This is a genomic window from Klebsiella sp. BIGb0399, from assembly GCF_003752615.1.
Classification (GTDB): domain Bacteria; phylum Pseudomonadota; class Gammaproteobacteria; order Enterobacterales; family Enterobacteriaceae; genus Klebsiella; species Klebsiella lignicola.
In genome coordinates, this window is record NZ_RKHT01000006.1 from 458605 (window position 1) to 475489 (window position 16885).

At 54.3% G+C, this 16885-nt stretch carries 18 protein-coding genes; 6 read left to right on the plus strand and 12 right to left on the minus strand.

The window, feature by feature from the left end; all coding sequences use genetic code 11:
* Positions 1–21: 21 nt before the first annotated feature.
* Positions 22–1221: an S-methyl-5-thioribose kinase gene (mtnK, locus tag EDF82_RS12760; protein ID WP_123755917.1), complete on the minus strand. Its 1200-nt coding sequence runs from the start codon at positions 1219–1221 to the stop codon at positions 22–24.
* Positions 1222–1324: 103 nt separating this feature from the next.
* On the opposite strand from mtnK, the gene mtnA reads away from it, so the two are divergent.
* Positions 1325–2353, plus strand: a complete 1029-nt coding sequence (gene mtnA / locus EDF82_RS12765; protein WP_123755918.1) for an S-methyl-5-thioribose-1-phosphate isomerase — start codon at positions 1325–1327, stop codon at positions 2351–2353.
* Positions 2354–2451: 98 nt separating this feature from the next.
* Here the strand turns inward: mtnA and EDF82_RS12770 are convergent, their stop codons facing one another.
* The gene (locus EDF82_RS12770; protein ID WP_123755919.1) at positions 2452–2994 is read right to left on the minus strand and encodes an acireductone dioxygenase; all 543 of its coding nucleotides are present in this window, start codon (positions 2992–2994) and stop codon (positions 2452–2454) included.
* Positions 2991–3680, minus strand: a complete 690-nt coding sequence (mtnC, locus tag EDF82_RS12775; RefSeq protein WP_123755920.1) for an acireductone synthase — start codon at positions 3678–3680, stop codon at positions 2991–2993. The genes EDF82_RS12770 and mtnC overlap by 4 nt, the downstream gene beginning before the upstream one ends.
* A gap of 170 nt (positions 3681–3850) precedes the next feature.
* Between mtnC and EDF82_RS12780 the strand changes: the two genes are divergently transcribed.
* Positions 3851–4996, plus strand: a complete 1146-nt coding sequence (locus EDF82_RS12780; RefSeq protein WP_187043050.1) for a pyridoxal phosphate-dependent aminotransferase — start codon at positions 3851–3853, stop codon at positions 4994–4996.
* Here the strand turns inward: EDF82_RS12780 and EDF82_RS12785 are convergent, their stop codons facing one another.
* From EDF82_RS12785 to dsbG, 4 genes are all read right to left on the minus strand, one after another.
* Positions 4997–5623, minus strand: a complete 627-nt coding sequence (locus EDF82_RS12785) for a ParB/RepB/Spo0J family partition protein (protein ID WP_123755922.1) — start codon at positions 5621–5623, stop codon at positions 4997–4999.
* Positions 5608–6831 (minus strand): phosphoadenosine phosphosulfate reductase, encoded by a 1224-nt coding sequence (locus tag EDF82_RS12790; protein WP_123755923.1) that lies wholly within the window; start codon positions 6829–6831, stop codon positions 5608–5610. The genes EDF82_RS12785 and EDF82_RS12790 overlap by 16 nt, the downstream gene beginning before the upstream one ends.
* A gap of 91 nt (positions 6832–6922) precedes the next feature.
* On the minus strand, positions 6923–7852 hold the full coding sequence (locus EDF82_RS12795; RefSeq protein WP_123755924.1) for a LysR family transcriptional regulator: 930 nt from the start codon (positions 7850–7852) through the stop codon (positions 6923–6925).
* 188 nt (positions 7853–8040) lie between these two features.
* Positions 8041–8787 carry a thiol:disulfide interchange protein DsbG gene (gene dsbG, locus EDF82_RS12800; RefSeq protein WP_123755925.1) on the minus strand — a complete coding sequence of 249 codons (747 nt, stop codon included), beginning with the start codon at positions 8785–8787 and terminating at the stop codon, positions 8041–8043.
* A 408-nt stretch (positions 8788–9195) separates the two neighbouring features.
* Between dsbG and ahpC the strand changes: the two genes are divergently transcribed.
* Positions 9196–9759, plus strand: coding sequence for an alkyl hydroperoxide reductase subunit C (gene ahpC, locus EDF82_RS12805; protein ID WP_123755926.1), 564 nt, complete (start codon positions 9196–9198; stop codon positions 9757–9759).
* A 242-nt stretch (positions 9760–10001) separates the two neighbouring features.
* Positions 10002–11567, plus strand: coding sequence for an alkyl hydroperoxide reductase subunit F (gene ahpF, locus EDF82_RS12810; protein ID WP_123755927.1), 1566 nt, complete (start codon positions 10002–10004; stop codon positions 11565–11567).
* Between the two features lie 86 nt (positions 11568–11653).
* Here ahpF and uspG read toward each other — a convergent pair whose 3' ends face one another.
* The 4 genes from uspG to dcuC all read right to left on the minus strand — a co-directional run bounded on the left by uspG (position 11654) and on the right by dcuC (position 15140).
* Positions 11654–12082 (minus strand): universal stress protein UspG, encoded by a 429-nt coding sequence (gene uspG, locus EDF82_RS12815; RefSeq protein ID WP_123755928.1) that lies wholly within the window; start codon positions 12080–12082, stop codon positions 11654–11656.
* Between the two features lie 210 nt (positions 12083–12292).
* On the minus strand, positions 12293–12703 hold the full coding sequence (gene rnk / locus EDF82_RS12820; protein WP_123755929.1) for a nucleoside diphosphate kinase regulator: 411 nt from the start codon (positions 12701–12703) through the stop codon (positions 12293–12295).
* 183 nt (positions 12704–12886) lie between these two features.
* Positions 12887–13684 carry a ribonuclease I gene (gene rna, locus EDF82_RS12825; protein ID WP_123755930.1) on the minus strand — a complete coding sequence of 266 codons (798 nt, stop codon included), beginning with the start codon at positions 13682–13684 and terminating at the stop codon, positions 12887–12889.
* Between the two features lie 85 nt (positions 13685–13769).
* On the minus strand, positions 13770–15140 hold the full coding sequence (dcuC, locus tag EDF82_RS12830) for an anaerobic C4-dicarboxylate transporter DcuC (RefSeq protein ID WP_123755931.1): 1371 nt from the start codon (positions 15138–15140) through the stop codon (positions 13770–13772).
* A gap of 290 nt (positions 15141–15430) precedes the next feature.
* Between dcuC and pagP the strand changes: the two genes are divergently transcribed.
* Both pagP and cspE read left to right on the plus strand, forming a co-directional pair.
* Positions 15431–16006 (plus strand): lipid IV(A) palmitoyltransferase PagP, encoded by a 576-nt coding sequence (gene pagP, locus EDF82_RS12835; RefSeq protein ID WP_370453884.1) that lies wholly within the window; start codon positions 15431–15433, stop codon positions 16004–16006.
* Between the two features lie 194 nt (positions 16007–16200).
* Entirely contained in the window at positions 16201–16410 is a 210-nt protein-coding gene (gene cspE / locus EDF82_RS12840; RefSeq protein ID WP_004859511.1) for a transcription antiterminator/RNA stability regulator CspE, read from the plus strand.
* Positions 16411–16467: 57 nt separating this feature from the next.
* Here cspE and crcB read toward each other — a convergent pair whose 3' ends face one another.
* A complete protein-coding gene (gene crcB / locus EDF82_RS12845; protein WP_154143473.1) occupies positions 16468–16854 on the minus strand; it encodes a fluoride efflux transporter CrcB in 387 nt (128 codons plus the stop codon).
* Positions 16855–16885 lie beyond the last annotated feature (31 nt).

Here is a 16885-nt window from a genome sequence, read left to right on the forward strand (position 1 = left end):
CCGGGGAGCGTGTTGTCGGGCTTAGCCGTACTGACGAATGCGGGCGATCAGATCCTCGGCGTTCTCAATGCGATCGGCAATGACGATCAGCGCTTTACCGAGGGTGATGGCGTGGCGCAGGCAGTCGTGGCGCATGGCCGGATCCTGGATGGTTTCGATGTCGGCCACGTGGGAAAGGCCGACGCTACGGCGAATCAGCTCGCTGCCGCAGAAGCCAATGGCGTCGTGCCAGACTTTTTTCAGGAACAGGCTGGCGTAGCCGGGGCAGGAGAGGGCCGCGTCGCGGGTTTGCTCCGTCGCCAGGGACTGGAAGCGCTCGGCGAAAGTGTTCCACAGTACCTGAATATCGCGCAGACGCTGTTCGCGGGCCGCGTCGGCATCGCGGATCCCCAGGTGTCCCGGCAGCCCGCAATAGTTGAGCAGCAGGTTGCCAATGGCGGTGCCGATATCGAAGCCGATCGGGCCGAAAAAGCCGAATTCCGCGTCGATGGCTTTAAAGCTGCCCTCGGCGACAAAAATGGATCCGCTGTGAATATCGCCGTGTAGCAGGGCTTCGGCGTGAGAGAAGAAGCGATGCTTCAGCGACGCTACCGCCAGTTTGAGCTGCACGTCGTCGCGCAGGGCGGCCACGTCGGCCTCCAGCTCGGACGGATAGTTATTACGCTCGTGAATCTGGTACGGGTCGTTGAAGAACAGATCCTCGGTGATTTCGCACATCTCCGGGTTCGTAAACCGGGCGACCTGCGCTTTTTTATCATGCGGATGCAGATAGAAATCGCTGGTATGGAACAGCACCTGAGCAAGGTATTCACCCAGCTGGCTTGCGGCCTGCGGGTAGTCGACGTTACGAATTAATTCGCCGCGCCAGATCCGGTGATCGGAGAGATCTTCCATCACCATGACCGCCAGTTCTGGATCGAAATGGTGGATTTTCACCGTGTGCTGCGGGCTGTGCTGGTAGTGCTCCACCAGCGTTTGCGCTTCGAGGCGGGCGCGGTCGAGGGTCAGCGGCCAGGATTCGCCGACGCAGCGAACGTACGGCAGGGCCTGTTTCACTACGATGCGGCTCACGCCGTGGAGATCGTAAATCTTAAAGACCAGGTTGAGGTTGCCGTCCCCCACTTCCTGCGCGGACACCAGCTCCGACGGGTTATCGATGCCGCCAAATTGTTGTGCGTAAGCCACGGCATCGCCGGGGGTGAAGGTATGGTATTGCGACATTGCCTCGATCCTCAAAAGTTCTGATTAAGCCGTTCAGACGTCTATACTTCTGGAATTCATCCTGACACAATGTGATACAACAACGCAACAGGGATTTAACGATATGCAGACACTACAGACCACCAGCCTGCGGGTAAGCGAAAATCAGCTTTTTATTCTTGATCAGCAGGCCTTGCCGCAGGAAAAACGCTGGCTGGCGGCGGATAACGTTTCGTTGCTGGTGGACCATATTCACGCGCTGCGGGTGCGCGGGGCGCCGCTGATCGGGCTTTCTGCCAGCCTGCTGCTGGCCCTGCTTGCCGGGCGCGGCCTGAGTCAGGCGGAGCTCGGGCAGGCGCTGGAAACGTTGCGTGCGGCGCGCCCGACGGCGGTGAACCTGATGAACAATCTCGACCGCATGAAGCTGGCGCTGGCGCAGGACAACTATATCCAGGCGCTGGAAGATGAAGCCCTGCGCCTGATCGCCGAAGATAAGCAGCTGTGCGCCCGGATTGCCGAAACCGGCTGCGCGTTGGTGAAACCGGGCAGCCGCCTGCTGACCCATTGTAATACCGGCGGGCTGGCTACCGCAGGGGTCGGGACGGCGCTGGGGGTGATTGCCCTGGCCCATCAGCGCGGGCAGGTTGAAATGGTCTGGGTCGATGAGACGCGCCCGCTGTTACAGGGTGGTCGCCTGACCGCCTGGGAGCTGGGTGAACTGGGCGTGCCGTATCAGCTGATTACCGATTCGATGGCCGCCAGCCTGATGGCAAAAGGGCAGGTTGATGCGGTATGGGTCGGTGCCGACCGGATTGCCGCCAACGGAGATGTGGCGAATAAAATCGGCACCTATTCGCTGGCGGTTCTGGCGAAGTATCACGGTATCCCGTTCTATGTCGCGGCGCCGCAGACCACCCTCGATCGTCATTGCCCAAGCGGTGAGGCCATTCCGATTGAGCAGCGTGCGGCAGCGGAAGTGACCGGTGTCGCCGGCAGCTTCGGGGCCGTGCAGTGGGCGCCGGAGAATGCGCCGGTTTACAACCCGGCGTTTGATGTGACCCCGGCGGCGCTGATTGATGGCTGGGTGCTCGACAGCGGCGTGGTGACGCCTGATGCGGTCGCGGCCGGGGCTTTTGCGCCGTCGGATCGCTGATCGCCCGTGGCCCGTATTTGAGAAACAGAGTCGCGCAAGGTGATGGCAGCGATGTGACCGCTGCCAGAATGATCGTCGATGTTCAGTGGGCGAGGGGATTACGCCAGACGCGGGTAGGCATCGGCAATATCATTGCCGGTAAATTGCGCTACCCAGCCTTCCGGGTTATCAAAAATGCGGATCGCGGTGAAGTCAGGCTCTGAACCCATATCAAACCAGTGCGGCGTGTCGGCCGGCACGGAAATCAAATCGTTCTTTTCACACAGCACCTGAAACACTTCATTGCCGATATGCAGGCAGAACAGTCCGGCACCTTCCACAAAGAAGCGGACTTCATCTTCGCCGTGGGTGTGTTCGTTGAGGAACTTCGCGCGCAGCGCCTCTTTTTGCGGGTTGTCCGCGCGCAGGCTGATGACGTCCCAGCTCTGATAGCCTTTCTCCGCGACCAGCCTGGCGATGGCGTGCTGATAGGCTTCCAGCACCGTTTCCGCCGTCGGGGAGGTGCCTAAATCACGGTCGGCCTGCCAGCGTTCGAAGCGAACGCCTTTGGCGTTAAGCTGCTGCTGGATTTCATCACCATTCACGCTGTGCCAGAGAGGCGTACTGGCGTCGTGGTCAGAATAAATCGTTAATGCGCTCATGCGGGGATCTGCTCCGGGTGAATGTCGTCAAAACGCTGAACCTGCGGATGGTGGCTGGCCGCATCGCGGTCGCCGCGCACCAGCTGAATGGTCCGAAAACCGGCGGCTTCTGCGGCATCCAGCTCCTGATGAATATCGGAGAGGAACAGGATATTCGCCGGATGCTGCCCCAGCTGTTCAGCAATATTACGGTAGGATTGCGTCTCGCGCTTGGCCCCTACCAGGGTATCGAAATAGCCAGTGAACAGATGAGTAATATCACCTTCATCGCTATAGCCAAATAACAATTTCTGCGCGGCGACCGAGCCTGAGGAATATATATATAAATCAATTCCCTGTGACTTCCATTTCTCCAGCGCCGGCAGGACGTCCGGGTAGAGATGGCCGGTAAAGTCACCGTTGACGTAGCCTTCGCGCCAGATAATGCCCTGCAGCGCTTTCAGCGCCGTCGATTTGCGGTCCTGGTCCATAAAGGCGAACAGCGTCTCGATGAGCTGCGCGGTGCTGGCGGCGGGCTCGCTGATTTCTGTACGCAGATTATCGAGGATCGTCTTCACCGGGTCGGCGTATTGCTGGGCGGTGACAAAGCCTGCCAGCCGCTCGCGGGCGTACGGGAACAGAACGTTATGGACAAAGGAAATGTCGCTGGTGGTGCCTTCTATGTCAGTCACGATAGCGCGGATCATGGTCTCTCCAGAGTGGGCGGCACGCCGTGCTGTGGGCTACGTCAGGCGATAACCGATATAACATTAGCATTTAGACGTCTAAGCGTCTTGATTGCCAAATATTAACATCGTGTTATAGTGGCTTCAACAACAGCATTACAACTGGTCATCACATAATGAGCAATAAGCCACTGATTCCTGAAAGTAAACTCCCTTCCCTGGGAACCACTATTTTTACGCAGATGAGCGCTCTGGCGCAGCAGCATCAGGCGATTAATTTGTCACAGGGATTCCCGGATTTCGACGGGCCGCGCTACCTGCAGGAGCGCCTGGCGCACCATGTTGCACAGGGGGCGAACCAGTATGCGCCGATGACCGGCGTCCCGGCGCTGCGCGAGGCGATTGCCGATAAAACCGCAGAGCTGTATGGCTATCGCCCGGATGCGAACAGCGATATTACCGTTACCGCTGGAGCCACCGAAGCGCTGTATGCGGCGATCACCGCGCTGGTGCGTCGTGGCGATGAGGTGATCTGTTTTGACCCTAGCTACGACAGCTACGCCCCGGCGGTGGAGCTATCCGGCGGGGTGTTGAAACGCATTGCCCTGCAGCCGCCACATTTTCGCGTGGACTGGTCACAGTTTGCCGCCGCGTTGAGCGAGCGGACCCGGCTGGTGATCCTCAATACCCCGCACAACCCGTCGGCGACGGTGTGGCAGCGCGAGGATTTCACGGCGCTATGGCAGGCGATAGCTGAGCATGAGATCTATGTTATTAGCGACGAGGTGTACGAGCACATCTGTTTTGCGCCGGACGGACATGCCAGCGTGCTGGCACATCCTCAGCTGCGCGAGCGGGCGGTGGCGGTGTCGTCATTCGGTAAAACCTTCCACATGACCGGCTGGAAAGTGGGCTATTGCGTGGCCCCTGCGGCGATAAGCGCCGAGCTGCGCAAAGTGCATCAGTATCTGACCTTCGCGGTGAATACGCCTGCCCAACTGGCGATCGCCGATATGCTGCGTAATGAGCCTGAGCATTATCGCCAGCTCCCGACGTTCTATGGTGAACGCCGTGACCTGTTTGTGGAAGCGCTGCGCGCCAGTCGTCTGGAGATTTTACCCTGCGAGGGCACCTACTTCCTGCTGGCCGATTACAGCGCCATTTCCGATCTCGATGATGTGAGCTTCTGTCGCTGGCTGACGACCGAGGTGGGCGTGGCGGCCATTCCGCTGTCGGTATTCTGCGCCGATCCGTTCCCGCACAAGCTGATACGTCTGTGTTTTGCCAAACAGCCGGCGACCCTGCTGGCAGCCGCAGAACGCCTGTGCCAGCTGTAGTTATTTGACGGTCCACGCCTGAGAAAATTGCCGGTCGCCGAACAGTTCCACCAGACCGTTAATTTGCTTCAGGCGTAACACTTCATCTGCATCCATCCCCAGCTCCTGACTGATTTTATCGTCCGACCAGCCGAGTTTCGCCAGCTCCTGGACGATGTCTGACATCGCATGGATCTGATGGCGGCCCCGGGCGCGGTTATGGCGAATGGTCGAGGCCATTAAAGCATCACGTCTGGAGCCGCTGCTCTCCAGGCAGGCGATCGGGATATAACCATTGAGCTGTTGTTTTAACGGCGTTTTACCTTTAGCCAGTTCATGACGGTGGAATCCATCCACAATGGTGTAACGCGTATCATCCTTCCTGAGCACCACGACAGGCTGGGTAAACCCGTCCGATTGCAGAGACGTCAGCAGCAGGCGCTTTTCCGGCGGCGCCAGGTTGTTAGGGTTGTAATCGTTAGGTGAAATGCTCTCTTGTTTTACCCATAACACACAGTCAACGGGGTGCGATTTGAACGGGCTGTGATGGTGTAAAAGCTGACGGAAGGCGTTCAGCGCCTCGATGCGATCGGCTTCCGGCAAGGTGTTCAGGTAGTGGTCAAGGTCATGCATTATTTGTTGTCGCATAGGATCCCCCATTGTTGGCGTTTTTGGTTGATGCGTTCGCGGTAACGCTGGTAGTGGCTGGATTTTGTCGGGCTGAAGGAGAGCATGCGGCACCAGTAATCGTTATTCAGCAGGACCTTGCAGATGCGCCGCCACGAGGGGATATCTTTGCTGCCGATATCCGCCTGCTGGAAGTCTGGAATGTCCGTCATCCCTTGCTTTTGATACCAGTGCAGGTAGACGGCGATTTTATTGCGGTAATGTTCGGCGGTTTTTTCCGGCATGCTGTCGAGTAAAAACAGGGCGTAGCTTTTCCAGCTATGATGCGCCGGCTTATCCAGTTTGCGATACCCATAAAACTGATTGTCCTGACCGGCGTAGACCCCGCCACAGCCCACGCCATTTACCCGCTGACACATGCTCGCCCAGCGGGCTGGTTCCAGGACGTGATACAGCCAGAGCCCCTGGCGCTGTTCCGGGCCGAAAGGCTCGCAGATGCGCATGTAGCGAATTGGGACGCCTGCCTGATACATCAGATCGTACAGCGGGTTATAGGCGAGCCCGCTTTTGGCAAACCAGGTCCAGATATCTGCGGTTTTCCAGTCATACAGTGGATAGGCATACCAGGCGTGACCACCCGGCGCCGCGGTGGTCCAGGGTTTATCGTCGGCGAAACGCTGCTTGCGCCGCGAGGAAATGGTCATAAACCGGTTAAGAGATTCATCTGCCCGAATCCCGATCAATACCATGGCCGGTCGACTGTGTGAAAACCAGTCGGCGAATTCGCGGACGAAGGATTCAAAACTCATTCCCTGGTAGTAGAACGAGAAAAAGCGTGGGTCGGTAATGGCGTGCGGCGGCGGCTGCCGCACCCAGTCGGCCCCTGGCTCCCAGCATTGCCACTCCGGGGCGAACTGGCTGAGTGAGTTCTGGGTGGTTAACGGCAGGGCAACCCAATAAAATTGCTCAATGACATCCTGATACTCAAGGCGCAGCGCTTCGCAGTGGGCAATGGTGCAGGAGAACTGCGCCTCCCAGTCGATAAACAGCACGCTGATTTTACGCCCGGTTTGCCGGGCGTGGAGTGCGGCCAGGTGCAACATCGTGGTGGAATCTTTACCACCAGAAAAAGAGACGCAGATACGCTGGAAATTATCCATTATCCAGTCAATACGTTGCTGCGTGGCTTGCAGTACGGATTCCGGTAACGGACGTTTTATTAAGGTCACGGTTATCATTCCTTGAGTACGATTAACTGTTCTATTTACTTTTTTGCTTACTGTTCTGTTTCATCAGAAAATACTGGCTCTTGTCTTACTGTTATTTATTTGGTTGGTTTATCAGTTGTTGTTTATTTATTTTTGCTGTGTTTGTTTTTATCAGCGATGTGAAGGGCTGCGTATTCATCCGGTTCCGGCTGTAAATGATGTAAGTCATCAGCGAAGGTACTGTTACAGGCAGCACTTTCAGATTCAGGTTGAAAAGTGGATGTTCGAAAACTGTTTTTGGAATAAACCCGATCAAATCGCTATGGTTGATCATGTCGATGATTGCCATCAACGAGTCGCTGCGAAAGGCGATGGTGCGTGGTGGAAATAATTTTTTTGTTTGCGAATGGAATATTTTTACGCCGGGATCATTGGTGATATAGCTTGTGAAGTTTGCGTCGCGAACCGCCTTCGCGGAGGTCATTTCTGCAGCCCTTGGGTGGTTCTGACGGCACACGAGCGCCATTTCAATCTCCTGAAAAGGCTGGCACAGGGTCTCCGGACTTGCATGCGGAGATAACGTCAGTATCAGGTCCGCTTTGCGCTGTGAAAGTAACGTTTCTACCGTTTCGCCCATTAGTTGCAGGTCGTGGTGCTCCACCTGCAAAGTGGGAAACTGATACAGAGCTCTGATTAGCCGAGATGATTCAGGTGTAATAAAGAGCTGTGGACTATAGATAACAAAGCGCTTTCTTAAGTCGATATCGCCGGCGTGGTTGAGCGTCTGTTCAAGTTGGTACAGGTTTTTTTCAAGCCGGGCATACAGTCTGGTGGCAGTATCGGTGGGCGCAATCCCTTTCCCGCTGCGAATAAAAAGAGGGTCATTGAACTGATTACGCAGTCGCTGTAAAGACTGACTAACCGCCGAGGGGGTAATAAACAGGGTTTCCGCCGCCCGGCTGATGCTCAGATGCCGATAGACGCAGGCAAAAATAATTAATAAGTTAAGGTCGAATTTTTTAAGGCCATACAGATTCGCCATGGCTAATATCCATATTCAGTCGTGGTGTTAAGTGTTATTTATTATTTGTATTTTATTGGTTTCAATAATTGTTTGTGTGAATTAATCATGGCGCTAGCGATAACTGATAGCAAATGTATCTGACTCGCGCCTAATTAGCCAGGCTCTTTTAGCATAAGAGCCTGGCGGGGCATGATATTTAAGGTGGACTATTTATCTCCCATGATAGCCGGTAATTTATCGGCTTCAGGCAATCCGACCACCTGTTGCAACATATTATCTTTATTCATGTAGTAAATCGCCGGAGTAGCGTTGGCCCCGAGCTGATCCATGAGCTGTTGGTTATCGCTGACGACCTTCATCTTCTCCGAGGAAAGATTGCCGGGGATATCAATTTTCACCTTGCCGCCGGACTGCTCGTAGTCATGCCAGGTTTTTGCCGGGTCAGGGGTAGCCAGAATCGCGGCAGCGGTCGCCTGGCTTTCTGGTTTGATAACGCCGACTAACAGGGTACGGATCTGAACTTTACCTGACTCGACCCACGGGCGGGCCTGTTGCCAGAACTGCAGGCAGTAGGGACAGAAAGGATCGGCAAAGACATACAGGATAACCGGCGCCTCTTTTTTCCCTTCCAGCAACCAGCTGGCGGCTTCCATTTTCTTCCACATGGCCTGTCCTGCCGGGGTGTAGAGTTCTTTCTGGAACAGCTGCTCACTGAGGTTGGTGCCGTTTTCGTCGTACATGTAGCCGGAAATAGCATGCTTGCCGTCTGGCGTCAGGTAGATGGCGACGCCCATGTCCTGGTATTTCCCCAGCCAGCCTTTCACTCCACCCGGCGCCTCGAAGGGTTTGATAATGGTGATACCCTGTTTTTCTATCGCTTTTACGGGTGCCGGAAGATCTTCTGCCTGGCTAAAAAGGGGTAAAAAACTCAGAAAAAGCAGACGCTTAAACATAATTATTCCTTGTTAAATCAATGCGTAAGGTGAAGGCATGGTGCAGCCTATTACAGTTATAGGTAAGACCTGCTGATGGGCCGATTGCCCTTTGAATCTACGGATGGTGTAATCGGCCTGCTGTTACATTAAGGTTAATGTAGAGCGCAACGCATAGCCAGCTTGTCTGGCACTGAACCTACCTGCGGGTATTTCAGGTAACGGGGCCGCCTGAATAAGGTGGCCTTTTTACGTTCAGGGCTGTGGGATGCAAAAGTAGCGAAAAGTGGCGTTCATCGCGACAGGTTCACAAAGTTGTCTTGTTGCGGTTGTTAGATATCGCTTATTGATTTGATAATGCAAACGCATTGGTCGAATCAGGAAAAGTTCGTTAACTTAGACCTCAACGAAAACACGGAGGAAGTATAGATGTCCTTGATTAACACTAAGATCAAACCTTTTAAAAACCAGGCATTCAAAAACGGTGAGTTCATCGAAGTCACTGAGAAAGACACCGAAGGCCGTTGGAGCGTATTCTTCTTCTATCCGGCTGACTTCACCTTCGTATGTCCGACCGAGCTGGGCGACGTTGCTGACCATTACGAAGAACTGCAGAAACTGGGCGTAGACGTGTATTCCGTTTCTACCGACACCCATTTCACCCACAAAGCATGGCACAGCAGCTCTGACACCATCGCAAAAATCAAATATGCGATGATCGGTGACCCGACTGGCGCCCTGACCCGTAACTTCGAAAACATGCGTGAAGATGAAGGCCTGGCTGACCGTGCCACCTTCGTTGTTGACCCGCAGGGTATCATCCAGGCCATCGAAGTTACCGCTGAAGGTATCGGCCGTGACGCTTCTGACCTGCTGCGTAAAATCAAAGCGGCTCAGTACGTTGCTTCTCACCCAGGCGAAGTCTGCCCGGCGAAATGGAAAGAAGGCGAAGCGACGCTGGCTCCATCTCTGGACCTGGTTGGCAAAATCTAAAATTGCCATGTCTTTCACGCCATGGCGGCGTTGGCGTCACCTGGTCACCCCGGTCACTTACTTGAGTAAGCTCCGGGGATTCTCAGGCTAGCCGCCTTGCCCTGACGGGAAATTCAAAGGAAATTCGTTTTATTCAACGGGTGCATCGCTGTGCCCGTTTTTTCAAATACCATGATGCAAGCCGCATTCAGGTTGTCTTATAAGGCAGCTTGCATGATGACGTTTTTAGAGAGGGAAGAACCATGCTCGATACCAACATGAAAACCCAGCTTAAGGCCTACCTTGAGAAACTGACTAAGCCGGTTGAGCTGATTGCCACACTGGATGACAGCGCCAAATCGGCGGAAATCAAGGAACTGCTGGTTGAAATCGCCGAACTGTCGGAAAAAGTGACCTTCAAAGAAGACAACAGCTTGCCTGTCCGCAAGCCTTCTTTCCTGATCGCTAATCCTGGCTCGCTTCAGGGACCGCGTTTTGCCGGCTCGCCGCTGGGACACGAGTTCACCTCTCTGGTGCTGGCGCTGCTGTGGACCGGCGGTCATCCTTCGAAAGAGACCCAGTCTCTGCTGGAGCAGATTAGCGCGCTGGACGGTGATTTCGAGTTCGAAACCTACTACTCGCTCTCCTGCCACAACTGCCCGGACGTGGTGCAGGCGCTGAACCTGATGGCGGTGCTGAACCCGCGTATTAAGCATACCGCGATTGACGGCGGCACCTTCCAGAATGAGATAACCGATCGCAACGTCATGGGCGTGCCGGCGGTGTACCTCAACGGCAATGAGTTTGGTCAGGGTCGTATGACGCTGGCGGAAATTGTTGCGAAGGTCGATACCGGCGCGGAAAAACGGGCGGCAGAAGAGCTGAACAAACGTGATGCCTATGACGTGCTGATTGTTGGTTCTGGCCCGTCAGGTGCCGCTGCTGCGGTCTACTCTGCACGTAAAGGTATTCGTACCGGTCTGATGGGTGAGCGTTTCGGTGGCCAGGTGCTGGATACCGTCGATATCGAAAACTATATCTCGGTACCGAAAACGGAAGGGCAGAAGCTGGCCGGGGCGTTAAAAGCCCACGTTAACGACTATAACGTCGATGTGATTGACTCTCAGAGCGCGGCAAAACTGATCCCGGCAGCAGTTGAAGGCGGCCTGCATCAGGTTGAAACCGCCTCGGGCGCAGTGCTGCAAGCGCGCAGCGTGATCATTGCCACCGGTGCGAAATGGCGTAACATGAACGTGCCGGGTGAAGACCAGTATCGTACCAAAGGGGTGACCTATTGCCCGCACTGCGACGGCCCGCTGTTTAAAGGTAAGCGTGTGGCGGTCATCGGCGGCGGTAACTCCGGCGTTGAAGCGGCCATCGATCTGGCCGGGCTGGTTGAGCACGTTACGCTGCTGGAGTTCGCTCCGGAGATGAAAGCGGATCAGGTGCTGCAGGATAAAGTCCGCAGCCTGAAAAATGTCGATATCATTCTGAATGCGCAGACCACGGAAGTGACCGGCGACGGCAGCAAAGTCACCGGACTGCAGTATCGCGACCGGGTGAGCGGCGATGAACACCACGTGGCGCTGGCGGGGATTTTCGTGCAGATCGGACTGTTGCCGAACACCACCTGGCTGGAAGGCACCATTGAACGCAATCGGATGGGTGAAATTATCATCGATGCGAAATGCGAAACTAACGTCAAAGGCGTGTTTGCTGCGGGCGACTGCACCACCGTGCCGTACAAACAGATTATTATCGCCGCGGGCGAAGGGGCGAAAGCATCCCTGAGCTCCTTTGATTATCTGATTCGCACCAAAACAGCATAAAAAAAAGCGTAAGACTATACCTGCATATCAAAGAGGCTACCCATGGGTAGCCTCTTTTCTTTTCTTTCTGGTCAGCGCGGAGACGCTTATCTGACCACCATCACCGGAATATGGGCGTGGCGAATAACGCTCGAGGCATTAGAGCCGAGCAGATGGGTACTGATTGACGGATTGCGGGAACCAATAACCACCACATCGGCTTTAATTTCGTTCGCCAGCTCGTTCACCATATCGCGCACGTTGCCAAAACGGACGTGCATTTTTATCCGCGAAGGGTCGATGCTGAAATGACCGGCCATAGTTTTCAGCCGGGTCTCCGCCTCGTGCTGTAAATGCTCTTCAAAGCGACGCAGATCGGCGGTAAAGCGGCTCATCGTGAAGCTGGACGACCCGGGTAATACGTGGAGCAGGTGAATAATTCCGTCCTGCTGGGCCAAAAACTCCGCGTGGCGGACGGCCTTGTCGCTCAACTCCATCTCAAAAACATCAACCGGCATAATGATAGTGTTATACATATGCATTCCTCCTTGTTCGACTGTTTCTATATCAACACATTATACAAGCTTATAGTGTCATTCAGGTCGCAAAACTGTCGGCTCAGGCGCAAAGGGGCGTAAAATTTTGTCAGGCGTCAGTAGGGGCAAGGAGAGGGGCAGAAACGAGAGGCAGAAAGAGGATGCAGGGCATCCTCTGAATAAAGCGTAATGCTTCAGGCAGCGGAGGAATTAACGATGAAACTCACCGGCGGCTTCTGGCTGGTACAGCAGCTCGAGCACCTCAAGGTGTGCCGCGGCGCCACCTGGTAATTCCCAGTGAATGGTGCTGCCGACTTTCAGCCCGAGCAGCGCTGCGCCGACGGGGGCGAGCACCGAAAGCTGAGTGGCGCTATCGGTGACCTGCGAAGGAAACACCAATGTCCGCACGCGTTCTTCACCGCTGGTCAAATCACGGAATCTGACTTTGCTGTTCATACTGACAACATCGTGCGGCATCGCCGCCGGTGCCAGCATCTGTGCGCGATCCAGTTCGTCGTTCAGCGCGTCTGCGACCGGGGAATTGGCATAAGCCGGCTGCTCCAGCAGCTTGTCGATGCGTTCGGCATCAAGCTCATTAATGATGATTGCGGGTCTGGTCATCGCATACTCCATGTTATCCAGGAACCTGTCCGTAAAAGAAAACCCTCACCGAAAAGGGCAAGGGTTAATGTCTTCCCATCATACTGAGACTTGTCGGTAGTTTGAAGTGATTAAACGCACATTAACTCACGTTCAGTGTGAGGTGATGCTGACATTTATCCGTTCAGGTTACCCGCGCTGCGGTCAGTTACCGGCTTTATCTATAATAAACTGCTGGCCGCAATTCCCCGGGTGTGGCTGGGGCAGGAAGGCGTCGGCAGAGAGGGGCTGGTTGATGGCGGTCGCTTTGATGGCGATTTGTATTTCGGTCAGATAGGACGGATTGCCGTTACAGGTTAGTTTGAATGCTTTGACGCTTTGCTTACCGTAGGTCTGGGCGATTGCCGCATAGAAGTCGTCACGGCTGACCTTTTGCCCGTAGTGTTTCACCAGGAAAGCGCCCAGCGAACTGCGTTTCACGTCTTCATCAAGGCGCACCATGGTCCCGAAGTAGCTATCGGGGTCGAAACCAAAACAGACGCCGTGTTTGGCGTATTCGTACCGCTCAAGGCACGAGTTGCCGCCAGCACCGGGCATCACGCTATTGAGTTTGTTGGCCATCTCCAGCGACAAGCCGGTCTCGGCGGCCTGGCATTTTTTACTGCCTTTCACTTCCGGCATATTGGGCACCGGGCGCGTGGCACAACCAAAACGCATCCAGCGTCGCTCGTCAACCCCACGGGCCGCAACGGATTTCGGTAGCCCCGGCCAGAGACCGTGAACCGTCAAGAAATCGGCTTTGTTGGGCAGCTCCTGCTGCAAACGGCACTCTTCTGGTTCGCTGCGGTTGCGGTCATGCATGCTCTGGCAGAACCCCGTTTGCCATGACAAAGCCAGCACGTAGCGGTCAAAATCGCCATATTGCGTTGCGGTGAGCGGTTCAGCACCGGCCTGGGTTGCCGTTAATAAGAGGGCAAGGGCGGCGAATTCCTTCCTGAACATGTTTATTCCTGGTGGTGGATGACAATGATTTACAGGAAAATATTAAAGCACAAAAAAGGCGCCTGCTGGCGCCTTTTCGCGTTTATTACATGGCGCTGCCGGGGACCAGCACTTCGGTGGCGATAATCACCACTATCAGCCCGACGATCACCGGAACGGAGGTGCGTTTCACCACTTCAAACGGCGATATTTTCGCCATGCCGGCCACCGCTACCACGACACCAGAAACCGGTGAAATCGTGCGGCCGAGGTTGGAGGCCTGCAGCATCGGAATCGACAGGTAGGCCGGGTTGATGCCCGACGAGTGGGCCAGCTTGGGGATCATCTCCACGAAGGCGTAGAACGGGGCGTTACCAGAACCGGTGGTCATGGCTGCAAGCATGGTGAGGATCACCAGCACCAGCATCAGAATAATGCTCGCCGAACCAAACGAGGTGGCAATGGAAATCAGGCTGTTAATAAAGCCGATGGTGCTCAGCCCCTGGGCAAAGACCCCAGCGGCGACTAACAGCATGACCACGCCGGCAAACGCATCGGCCATCCCACGGTAGGCGACTTCCAGCCCCGCGAAGACGTTTTGCGTATTGAAACCGCGGAAGAATTCCAGCACCGCCGCCAGCAGCATGCAGATTACCAGAATGGCGATAATATGCAGCTCCGGACCCCATTTGCCGTCAAAAATCAGCACGCCGATAATCGGCGTAAACGGCAGCAGGGCATAGAAGGAAGGGGCGGTGGTGGTGATTTCATTCACATCGAGCATTTCATGAACGACGTTCTCTTTTTTATCCAGATAGCGCTGCCAGAAGAAGTGGGCGATGGCCATGCTGATAATCGCGACGATGGAAATTGGCAGGGTGGTTTTAAATGCGAAGTCGATTAACGGCATTTCCGCCGCTTTGGCGGCCAGCACTACGTCACCAGAGGTCGGCGAGAGAATAATCGCGGCCGGCGAGGCGCAAATGGCGGCGGCGGCGCCACGACTGATCCCGACGTTAACCATGACCGGGAACAGGGTTGCCATCAGCAATACGCCAAGGCCGGTGGCCGATGAGACGGCCAGCGACATCAGGCAGGCCACGAAGTAGGCCGCAATCATCAGCAGATAGGGAGAGTTAATGTAGCGCAGCGGTTTTGAGGCCAGCTTGACCACCATGTCGTTGGCGCCAATATGGGTCATATAGGTGGCAAATCCGCAGAGCATCATGATCATCATGCCGAGATCGCCGCCACGGCTCATCAACAGGATTTTGACGTATTCGATAATATCCGTGGCGGAATAACCGGTGCTTTTTGTCTCACCCGGTAAAATCTTATGTCCCATCAACGCGCTGACGATCAGCAGTGTCAAACCGCCAACAAACAGCACGCCGGTGGCGGAGTACCCTTTGATGATATAGCGGGCCACCCCCACAATGACCACAATCCCAATGAGGATTTCAACTAGCGTAAGCATTATTTACCCCTAAGCCCTTAACCAAAAGAATCTGCTAATAAATAAACTGAAGAAAAAATTAAGTGAGCGAATGTGCCGAAAAAATGGGCTAAACATGCTGATGCAAATCAATAAATCGATGAGAACCCGGTGCTCATCAACGAAGGGGAGGCGATCATCACAAAATGCGAAAAACGAATGCGGGGGTTTTCTCGAGGCAAAAACAGGAATTTGCCTGGTTTCGTTAAGGTAATATCAAGTTTACACTTGTTATCTTTGTGAGCTCTAGCATAGACATTGGTAATAAAATAGTGTTGAAACAACGTCAGATCGTACCGTTTTTCCTCGTTCTCCTTGGGATCTTGCTCTCTTGCCGCGCGGCGAATGCGTCGTTTAGTTCGACGATTAGCGACGGGTACACCACCTTAAGCAATAACGTGGCGCAAACCTGGCAGGAACCTGAGCACTACGATCTGTATGTTCCCGCGATCACCTGGCATGCCCGCTTCGCTTACGACAAAGAAAAAACCGATAAGTACAACGAACGTCCCTGGGGGGCGGGGTTTGGTGTAACGCGTTGGGATGACAAAGGTAACTGGCATGGCCTGTACCTGATGGCGTTTAAAGACTCATATAACAAATGGGAGCCCATCGGCGGCTACGGCTGGGAAAAAACCTGGCGCCCGTTGGCGGACGAAAACTTCCATCTGGGCCTCGGCTACACGCTGGGCGTGACGGCACGAGACAACTGGAACTACATTCCAATCCCGGTAATATTACCTTTGGCATCAATTGGTTATGGCCCTGCTACTTTCCAGATGACCTATATCCCCGGCACCTATAATAACGGCAACGTTTACTTCGCGTGGGCCCGTATTCAGTTTTAAATCTGGCATAACTTAGCAGTAAAAGAGATAAACCGTCACTCCTGTGCAAAAACAACAACTAAGGCGTGGCCCACTAAAAAAGATAGCGACTTTTGTCACTTTTTAACAAAGTTAGGCTGGACAAAAGGCACTGCAATTGGTGTACTGGTGTCCGACACAGATTAGTGTCTTTTTTTCATATAAAGGTAATTTTGATGTCTAAGATTAAAGGTAACGTTAAGTGGTTTAATGAGTCCAAAGGATTCGGTTTCATTACTCCGGAAGATGGCAGCAAAGATGTATTCGTACATTTCTCTGCAATCCAGTCCAACGGTTTCAAAACTCTGGCTGAAGGTCAGCGTGTAGAGTTCGAAATCACTAACGGTGCCAAAGGCCCTTCTGCTGCAAACGTAAACGCTATCTAAGCATTGCGTCAGTAGAATATAAAAACCCGCTTTTAGCGGGTTTTTTTTTGCCTGTTGTCAGCGACTGGCGTGGGAAAAGATCCAGAATGCCGCCGCGGTCATGGCAAATGAGCCTAATAAATTGACCACGATATTGAGCAGCGCCCAGCTGAAGCGGCCCTGTTGCAGCAGGAACACGACTTCTGCGGAGAAGGTAGAAAAGGTGGTCAGCCCGCCGCAGAATCCGGTGGTGATCAGCAGCTTCCACATCGGGTCAATGTCGGTCAGGCGGTTAAACCATGCCAGCCCGGCACCAATGATAAACGCGCCCAGAAGGTTCGCCGTCAGCGTACCGATGGGAATCGCATGATGCATTGGATTGAACTTCATACCTAGCCACCAGCGCAACACGCTGCCGGTGCCGCCACCAACAAAAACGGCTAAAAGTAGTTGTGACACACTCATTCCCTGCTAATTAGTTAATATAGGAACGAGT

What these genes read in the sequence shown, in the direction of transcription:
- EDF82_RS12795 (WP_123755924.1), bottom strand. Translation starts at nt 7,852, where the DNA reads ATGGCGAATCTGTATGGCCTTAAAAAATTCGACCTTAACTTATTAATT.
- ahpF (WP_123755927.1), top strand. Translation starts at nt 10,002, where the DNA reads ATGCTCGATACCAACATGAAAACCCAGCTTAAGGCCTACCTTGAGAAA.
- rna (WP_123755930.1), bottom strand. Translation starts at nt 13,684, where the DNA reads ATGTTCAGGAAGGAATTCGCCGCCCTTGCCCTCTTATTAACGGCAACC.
- EDF82_RS12770 (WP_123755919.1), bottom strand. Translation starts at nt 2,994, where the DNA reads ATGAGCGCATTAACGATTTATTCTGACCACGACGCCAGTACGCCTCTC.
- uspG (WP_123755928.1), bottom strand. Translation starts at nt 12,082, where the DNA reads ATGTATAACACTATCATTATGCCGGTTGATGTTTTTGAGATGGAGTTG.
- mtnA (WP_123755918.1), top strand. Translation starts at nt 1,325, where the DNA reads ATGCAGACACTACAGACCACCAGCCTGCGGGTAAGCGAAAATCAGCTT.
- crcB (WP_154143473.1), bottom strand. Translation starts at nt 16,854, where the DNA reads ATGAGTGTGTCACAACTACTTTTAGCCGTTTTTGTTGGTGGCGGCACC.
- dsbG (WP_123755925.1), bottom strand. Translation starts at nt 8,787, where the DNA reads ATGTTTAAGCGTCTGCTTTTTCTGAGTTTTTTACCCCTTTTTAGCCAG.
- ahpC (WP_123755926.1), top strand. Translation starts at nt 9,196, where the DNA reads ATGTCCTTGATTAACACTAAGATCAAACCTTTTAAAAACCAGGCATTC.
- dcuC (WP_123755931.1), bottom strand. Translation starts at nt 15,140, where the DNA reads ATGCTTACGCTAGTTGAAATCCTCATTGGGATTGTGGTCATTGTGGGG.
- EDF82_RS12785 (WP_123755922.1), bottom strand. Translation starts at nt 5,623, where the DNA reads ATGCGACAACAAATAATGCATGACCTTGACCACTACCTGAACACCTTG.
- cspE (WP_004859511.1), top strand. Translation starts at nt 16,201, where the DNA reads ATGTCTAAGATTAAAGGTAACGTTAAGTGGTTTAATGAGTCCAAAGGA.
- mtnC (WP_123755920.1), bottom strand. Translation starts at nt 3,680, where the DNA reads ATGATCCGCGCTATCGTGACTGACATAGAAGGCACCACCAGCGACATT.
- mtnK (WP_123755917.1), bottom strand. Translation starts at nt 1,221, where the DNA reads ATGTCGCAATACCATACCTTCACCCCCGGCGATGCCGTGGCTTACGCA.
- rnk (WP_123755929.1), bottom strand. Translation starts at nt 12,703, where the DNA reads ATGACCAGACCCGCAATCATCATTAATGAGCTTGATGCCGAACGCATC.